Source organism: Ruoffia sp. FAM 20857 (assembly GCF_045528645.1).
Taxonomy (GTDB): Bacteria; Bacillota; Bacilli; order Lactobacillales; family Aerococcaceae; genus Ruoffia; species Ruoffia halotolerans.
Genome location: NZ_JBGQRB010000065.1, coordinates 1 through 8,045 on the forward strand (window position 1 = coordinate 1; position 8,045 = coordinate 8,045).

The window sequence follows — 8,045 nt, forward strand, 5'->3', positions numbered from 1 at the left end:
GTAGGCATGCACATTAATTATACAGAAGTTAATAAGTGGTAAACAGGTTGGCAATGACTGGTACATTTCATGGCAAAGGGTGGTACAAAACTTGGCAACGCTGGTACATTTCGCTGGCGGTAGTCAACCAAGTGCGGAGAAAAGCTATTTCTAATCAGAAGGTGCTCCACCATTACTGGAAGAGATAGGGCGACTTACTTGATATTCTTTTAGCATAATTCTGCCTCAAATAATGTTTAATAACTATATAATTCCAACTATTTGTTAGAAGACATAATAATGAAATAGATAGAAATGATTTCTTATTAATGTAAAATAAGGGGCTTTTATTGAATATTACGTAGTAGCTTGCACTACCATAATGAAATGTCAGCTTGGGGTGGATGATTGAATTGGTCAAGCTGATGTTAGTCTAAATATGGGACATGTTAAATTGGGAGTTTAATGTATACTAAACATAAACCAATTGAACGGATGGAGTGTAAGACAATGAGAAAACGATATGATAAAGAATTTAAAATACACACAGCAAAATTAGTCGTCCAAACTGGAAAAGCTGTCGCACAAGTAGCTAGAGAATTAGATGTAGCCGAACAAACGCTTCACAACTGGGTCAAAAAATATAAAGAAAGTGAAGACGGTTCAAACTTTATTGGCTGTGGGAACAGCGCGCCAGAAGACAAAGCAGTGAAAGACCTTCAAAACAAATTGCGTGATCTTGAAGAGGAAAACGCAATTTAAAAAAAGGCTATGGGCATCTTCGCCAAAGTCCAGAAGTAATTTATGATTTCATAGAATAGCACCGACACGAGTTTAGTGTTGTGAAGGTGTGCCAAGTTTTAGGTGTTTCCAAAAGTAGCTATTACCATTGGCGTAAGCGTGAAAAAAGTAACCAACAACTGTGCTGTGAAGAGTTAACCCGCCAAATAAAAGAGGTTTATATTAATTCACGCTCTATTTATGGCAGTCCTAAAATTACGAAAAAATTAAATCAAAAAAGAATAAATGTTTCTCAGAAAACAGTAACCCGAATTATGAAAGCGGAGGGAATTCGCTCAAAAAAGGTCAAGAAATATAAAGCGATAACGAATTCCAAACATTCCTTTCCGATTTATCCAAATTTACTGAATCAAAAATTTCAAGTGGACACTCCTGGAAAGGTTTGGGTCGGCGATATTACGTATATCCGCACGAATGAAGGCTGGCTATATTTAGCGACCATTATGGATTTATATTCGCGAAGAATACTAGGTTGGCATATGAGCCATCGAATGACAAAAGAGCTAGTCATCGTTGCGCTAAAGCGAGCGATTGGTAGACAAAAACCAACAGAAGGACTGATTCATCATTCAGATCGTACCAGCCAGTATGCGTCACATGAATACCGAGGAATTCTGCGTGAACACAACATGATTACGAGCATGAGCCGCAAAGGAAACTGTTACGATAAGGCCAGCAAGCGAAGCGCGTTAGCTTCAAATTAAATATTTTGGAATATCTCAATTTAATTTGTCCAATTTCTTAACATAGTATCAGTTCTCTCTTCCCAGTTGATTGTCATCTAATATCAATGATAATTTTTGATTATCCCTTGACTCATATAAAAAATATTTATATAATGAATTTGAAGAGTGCATAACAATATGAACGGCAATCGTATGATAGTCTATGAAGGTTTTTTCAATACTAATTAATCAAAAGGGAGGAGGCTGTAGTATTCTTAAATGTTTTTTTTTTGACTATCTGTCATTGAAAAGTCTCGAATTTGATTCGAGTATTTTTTTAAAGTAACTTGTAAACCATTGAACTATCCTCTAGAGTGGCATTCAGTTAATCAAAATAATTTATAAAGGAGTAAAACATATGAAGTTTATTAATAAATCAAGTCTTATCTTTACAGTATTATTATTAATGCTAGCCGTGTTGATGTCAGTAATACCTTCTCAATCTGTCGATGCTAAAGTGTTTGAAGGGATTGGACAAGGAAAGCATGGGGATGTAAAAGTAGAAGTGACGGTTGAAGATGAAAAGATTCAATCGATTGAGGTGCTTGATAGTCAGGAGAATGAAGTGCTCGCTGAACCGGTGTATCAATCACTAAGTGACGCCATTATTGAGAATAATTCTGTAGAAGTGGATGTTGTATCAGGATCAACAGCGACAAGTGAAGGATTTTTACAAGCTGTGCAAGATGCGATCGAAAAGTCAGGTATCTCACTTACTACAATAGAAAAAGGTAATACTGAAGAGTCGAGAGAAATTGAAGAAGAAACTTATGATATTGTCATTATTGGAGCTGGTGGTGCAGGACTAAGTGCATCTATTGAAGCAGCTGAAGCTGGGAAGTCAGTCTTGTTACTAGAAAAAATGCCTGCAGTAGGAGGTAATACTCTTATTAGTGGGGGCGAAATGAATGCACCGGGTAATTGGGTTCAAGAGAAATTAGGTATTTCTGAAAAGGATAGTGTTGAATTATATTATCAGGATACATTTGAAGGTGGGAATGAAAAGGGAGACCCTGAAATTATTCAAGTTTTAGCTGAAAATGCTTTAGCTTCTGCGGAGTGGCTGAAAGACCATGTAGGGGTAGAATTTTATGAAGATCAGCTTTTCCAATTCGGAGGACACAGTGTTGAGCGTGCATTAATTCCTCTTGGGCACACTGGTCAGGAGTTAGTAATAAAATTAAAGAATAAGGCTGATGAGGTAGGTGTGGCTACTTATCTTGATACTAAAGCTACAAAACTGATCCAAGACGAAAATAATAAAGTCGTTGGTGTTGAAGCAACTCATAATAATGGAACGGATTATAAATTCCATGCTAATGATGGTGTAATTATAACAAGTGGAGGTTTTGGTGCGAATGTTGAAATGCGTGAAGAAGCCAATTCTGAATATGGCGAGGAATATTTAAGTACAGTTTCAGTCGGATCAACCGGGGATGGGTTAACAATGGCAGAAGAAGTTGGAGCTGCTCTAACCAATATGGAAAATATTCAAACATACCCGGTCTCTAACCCTGAAACAGGTATGATTTCATTACTCGCTGATACTCGATTTGATGGAGCTATTCTTATAAATCAGGAAGGTCAACGGTTTGTTGAAGAATTAGAACGTAGAGATGTGATTTCTAAAGCTATCTTAGATCAAACCGGTTCTTACGCCTACCAATTATGGAATGATGAGCTAGACCAAATTTCTCAATCTAAAGAGCTTCATGAGGCAGAATACAATGAGTTGTTAGAGTCAGAACTACTTGTTGTAGGTGATTCAATTGAAGAAGTAGCAGAACATTTTGATATTGATTCAGAAGCGCTTAAACAGACCGTAGAAAAGGTAAATCAATATGCTGAGGATGGCAAAGATCCAGATTTCAATCATCGTTCAGGACTTCACTCGTTAGAAAAGGGTAAATATTATCTGATGAAATGTAAACCGTCTGTACATCATACAATGGGTGGAGTAGTTATTAATACACAAGCTCAAGTATTAGATACAGAGGGGAATGTCATCGAAGGGCTTTATGCTGCAGGTGAAGCAACAGGCGTTGTGCATGGTGAGAATCGCTTAGGTGGCAATGCTATCTCAGATGTAATTACTTTCGGGCGTATTGCTGGGCAAGAAATTGCGAAATAATTGAAGTAGAAATATAAAAGAGAAATAACAATTGAAAGCAGGGAATCCGTTACTGATAGTAACGGATTTCCTGCTTATTTATTATTTAATTACTATATAAAATTTTGTTCATTAGCTAATTACAGAAATCTAACCCCATTTTCTACAATACTTATAAACTGGTCTGATTTCATGCATCAACAAAATTCCCTTTGCTTATTCCTCCTAAAAAGTTATTATTAATTACAAATATCTTTTTGAAAGTAAGTGTTTATATGCAGTATAGAGATATAAGTATTGAGCAGTTTGATGTTAGTCTAAATATGGGATATGTTAAATTGGGAGTTTAATGTATACTAAACATAAACCAATTGAACGGATGGAGTGTAAGACAACGAGAAAACAATATGATAAAGAATTTAAAATACACACAGCAAAGTTAGTCGTCCAAACTGGAAAAGCTGACGCGCAAGTAGCTAGAGAATTAGATGTAGCCGAACAAACGCTTTACAACTGGGTCAAAAAATATAAAGAAAGTGAAGACGGTTCAAACTTTATCGGCAGTGGGAACAGCGCACCAGAAGACAAAGCAGTGAAAGACCTTCAAAAGAAATTGCGTGATCTTGAAGAGGAAAACGCAATTCTAAAAAGGCTATGGGCATCTTCGCCAAAGACCAGAAGTAATTTATGACTTCATAGAACAGCACCGACACGAGTTTCGTGTTGTGAAGATGTGCCAAGTTTTAGGTGTTTCCAAAAGTGGTTATTACCATTGTCGTAAGCGTGAAAAAAGTAACCAACAACAGTGCTGTGAAGAGTTAACCCGCGAGATTAAGAAATTTGAACATAATTATGATATGTTGTCTAATTCTCAAAAATATGCTCTAGGGATGTCAATTAATTTATTAATATCATCTATTCAGTTATTAATTAACCCTTTATTGGGCTTACAATCCAATGTGCCACCAGAGTATTTTAGAAAGCTTGTCTTACTTGAGGAAGCGAATAATTTTGAAGGCTTAAGTATAGATGAGATATATAGTCATCAAGACTTAATCATTTACTTAGCGAATCTTCTCTATGATATTAATCTCAACGAACAAGATATAAAAGTCTTCTGGAAGAATCTGATAAGTAATAAAGAAAATCAGGAGAATTTTAATATTAGTAAAAGTATTGATGGTAATAAGTTGATGGCTGTTGTAACCTCTCTTATTACATCGGCGAAGATTGAAAATAGTCAAAAAAACTAAAAATAGTTAAGGCTTATTGCCGTTTAATTTGTTATACTAAATTGACTATTATTACAATTTAAACACGATAAACTAATTATTGGAGGTAGCGATATGGATGATAAAAAGTTGACGGAAGAAGAAAAAGTTTTGAAAGATGAGTCAACTGTTGGGGATAACAAGGAACGAAGTAATTCTTCACCAAAGTGGTTGAATGCATTTAAGTCGTTGAATCTTTTTTCTCTTACTGCATTAGTGATTGGTGTACTTGTTCTTCTATTGGGTATAGGAGTTTATGCTATAACAAGTGGTGATGAAGAAGAAGGCCCAACTATTGATAGTAATTTAATACAACATCAGATTGAAACGGTATCAGAGTTGACTACGACTAAATATCATTACACTAATGCTGGCGCATTCGAGGACCAGAACACATTTTACGGTTGGAACGTTCCTTTCACTAAGAAGAATTTTATCTTAACGTATTCAGGTATTATCCATGCTGGGATTGACATGGAAGCTGTGAATGTTGATGTGAGAGATGCAGAAATTTACATTGATATCCCGGATTCTCAAATTCTGTCTCATGAACTAGATGAAGTATCTATCAAAGTGTTGGACGAAGAGAACTCAATCTTCAACCCAATTAAGATTGAAGACTATCAAGCCTTCGCTATTGAGCAAGAGAAAGTGGTTGAAGAACAAGCCACTGCTAACGGCCTATTAGAAGAAGCTAACAAACAAGCCCAACAAGCGATTATGACAGTCTTGAAAATTAACCCAGAGATTGAGGATGGAAATTACACAATCGTTTTCCAATAGATATTAAAAATACAACCAGTTTTCTACAGTAATGTAGGAAGCTGGTTTTTGTTTTTCCTAAAAACACCCATCATTGTCATAATATTAAAGCGGAGTATAATAACTAGTTATAGAACGAAGGGAGGAGAATTACGATGAAAAAAATTAATCAATACTTTCATGGTGGTTGTGATTTTAATCAGCGTCATCTTCCCTACCGCAATCAGTGCAAAAGTCACAGAAGAGATCTTAGGCTACAAAATACTCGCCGAGAGTCAGAACAAAAGCGAGCTTATTACTGTCAAGGATTTCAGTGTGATTGATGGCGATACGACTGATTTTATCTTGGATCGAGCAGAGGAACCATCTATAAAAGCACGATTCTTGCTCATTGATGCGTCAGAGATGCAGAATAAACCTTACGCAAAAGAGGCGAAGAATAGGGTGCGCGCCTTACTCATAAAGGCTGTCCTCATACAAATCGAGTATGAAGGGCAACCAAAGATAAGTATCAAAGGGATCTAGTCCATATCTGGGTTGATGGCATCTTGCTTCAAAAGATTCTTGTCACTGAGGCTTAGCTATCGCTCGCTATATCAATGGCTACCTCCCTAACAGTAAGTATGTCCAAGCAATCTACCAAGCCCAAGACTACGCTGCTAAGAATAAGTTGAAATTATGGAGTACGGGTGATTCAGAATACCTGTCGAAAGCAGAAGGATTAAGTGTTCCTTATGAAGGTGAAGGAGCTAGTGGTAATAGTAGTCCGGCTGGTTTTGTGGGGGAAGACGCTGGTGTGAGTGAAGATGTATATTTTCGTTTGTCAATTTAAACTAGAAATAATTTAACCCAGACACATTCTCAAGAAAGACCTCCAACGGGGTCTTATAATTTAAAGACTTTCTAGGAATCTTATTCCTACGAATGGCGACCGAAGAAATAAACGCTTGGTTCACTTCATTGAAGTCCATTTGTTTAGGTAATCCATCTTTACGCAAGAGCCCATTCGAATGTTCGTTGAGGCCACGTTGAGAGGGACAGCCCGGATCTGCAAAGAAAACAGAAATATCCTGATGATTGCTTAAACTTTTCCAGTTGGAAAATTCCTTGCCACAGTCAAACGTTATCGACTTAAAAAGATTCTTGGGTAGCTGTTTAAACCAGTTGGTCAAGGTGACCTCGATGTCTTCGGCCTTCCGGCCGGGTGTCTTTAAAGCAATGATTAACTTAGACGCTCTTTCCGCAAAGGTGATCACGGCACTCTTATGGTTTTTACCGATGATGGTATCACCTTCTAAATGTCCAAATTCTTTGTGGTAAGAAGGATAAGCTTGTTTATTGATGAACTTAATAGTGACCTCAAGTCAAGTCATCGCAGAGCGCCTAGGGGAAGAGAAAAAGAGATAGTAAAATCCTGGCTCAACAAACAGGTGCAAAACACTGAAGTGTAGCCGTATTTCCCGCATTTCACACAATGACTTAATGTTGACCCTTAGAAAAGTGATTTAATAACTTTTCTAAGAGTTTTTACTCGAGGCTCTATTTAGCGAGGAACAGAGTCTCGTGAAGCACAACGAGACGTTATTAAACTCGACAATATTAAGTCGCCAGCTGTGATGGCATAGATTCATCCACTTACAGGGCAATCACAAGTTTAATATTTTTGTGAATTCTAGTCATAAACTTTCGCCAAGCCTTGACCTATGTCAAGAGCAATAGGATTAGTATGTGCTATAATGGGGGTATCAAATAAGTAAAGGAGAATGTGGGATGACGGATTATCAACAGCTTTATGAGACAAGTGCAGTGAATACGGGTGGTCGTGATGGAGTGAGTTACTTAGCGGATGGGACGTATGAGGTGAAGATTACGACACCTAAAGATATGGGTGGTTCGGGTGAAGGTCAGAATCCTGAGCAGTTATTCGCCTTAGGTTACGGTGCGTGTTTCCACGGAGCTTTAGAATTGGTGAAGGGTAAGCATAAGGTTAAGAATGCGTCGCAAGTTCTTCATACAGTACGTCTTTACAAGAAGCAGGATGCGGCGGATTTTAAGTTAGAAGTTGAGATTCAAGTGGGAATTCAAGACTTTGATCGCGAAGAGACGCAGAAGTTTGCGGATGAGGCACATACTGTATGCCCTTATTCTAAGGCTGTTGCTGGGAATATCGATGTCTTCGTTAAAGCTGTAGATTATGATGCGAGCCAAGAAAAATAATTAGTATTAGATTAAATGAGCCAGGGCGAATATGTTCTGGCTTTTTTTATTTTTATGACGAATTTACAATTTAAGTGCAACAACAATAATAAAATAAAAAAAGATCCATAGTTTTCCTATAAAATAGATGTACCAACCAACTATTAGAAGGAGAAAGCTATGAATCCATACACACATCTT

The 8,045-nt window shown here is 37.1% G+C and carries 8 protein-coding genes and 2 pseudogenes; 9 read left to right on the forward strand and 1 reads right to left on the reverse strand.

Going from position 1 to position 8,045, the window contains the following annotated elements; all coding sequences use genetic code 11:
• The first annotated feature begins 489 nt into the window (after positions 1-489).
• From ACEN4N_RS10605 to ACEN4N_RS10640, 8 genes and pseudogenes are all read left to right on the forward strand, one after another.
• The gene (locus ACEN4N_RS10605; RefSeq protein ID WP_407094205.1) at positions 490-741 is read left to right on the forward strand and encodes a transposase; all 252 of its coding nucleotides are present in this window, start codon (positions 490-492) and stop codon (positions 739-741) included.
• Between the two features lie 71 nt (positions 742-812).
• Positions 813-1,484, forward strand: a pseudogene (locus ACEN4N_RS10610) (IS3 family transposase); the annotation flags it as partial.
• Positions 1,485-1,863: 379 nt separating this feature from the next.
• Entirely contained in the window at positions 1,864-3,636 is a 1,773-nt protein-coding gene (locus tag ACEN4N_RS10615) for a flavocytochrome c (protein WP_407094206.1), read from the forward strand.
• Positions 3,637-3,964: 328 nt separating this feature from the next.
• Positions 3,965-4,306, forward strand: a complete 342-nt coding sequence (locus ACEN4N_RS10620; protein WP_407094207.1) for a transposase — start codon at positions 3,965-3,967, stop codon at positions 4,304-4,306.
• Positions 4,307-4,346: 40 nt separating this feature from the next.
• Complete coding sequence (locus tag ACEN4N_RS10625; protein ID WP_407094208.1) at positions 4,347-4,868, forward strand: hypothetical protein; 522 nt, start codon at positions 4,347-4,349, stop codon at positions 4,866-4,868.
• 93 nt (positions 4,869-4,961) lie between these two features.
• On the forward strand, positions 4,962-5,669 hold the full coding sequence (locus ACEN4N_RS10630; RefSeq protein WP_407090520.1) for a DUF4230 domain-containing protein: 708 nt from the start codon (positions 4,962-4,964) through the stop codon (positions 5,667-5,669).
• 159 nt (positions 5,670-5,828) lie between these two features.
• Entirely contained in the window at positions 5,829-6,173 is a 345-nt protein-coding gene (locus ACEN4N_RS10635; protein ID WP_407094209.1) for a hypothetical protein, read from the forward strand.
• A 145-nt stretch (positions 6,174-6,318) separates the two neighbouring features.
• The gene (locus tag ACEN4N_RS10640) at positions 6,319-6,480 is read left to right on the forward strand and encodes a hypothetical protein (RefSeq protein WP_407094210.1); all 162 of its coding nucleotides are present in this window, start codon (positions 6,319-6,321) and stop codon (positions 6,478-6,480) included.
• 1 nt (position 6,481) lies between these two features.
• On the opposite strand, the pseudogene ACEN4N_RS10645 reads toward ACEN4N_RS10640, so the two are convergent.
• Positions 6,482-6,961 (reverse strand): annotated as a pseudogene (locus tag ACEN4N_RS10645) (IS30 family transposase); the annotation flags it as partial.
• A gap of 457 nt (positions 6,962-7,418) precedes the next feature.
• Here ACEN4N_RS10645 and ACEN4N_RS10650 point away from each other — a divergent pair.
• Positions 7,419-7,865, forward strand: coding sequence for an organic hydroperoxide resistance protein (locus tag ACEN4N_RS10650; protein ID WP_407094211.1), 447 nt, complete (start codon positions 7,419-7,421; stop codon positions 7,863-7,865).
• Positions 7,866-8,045: the final 180 nt, after the last annotated feature.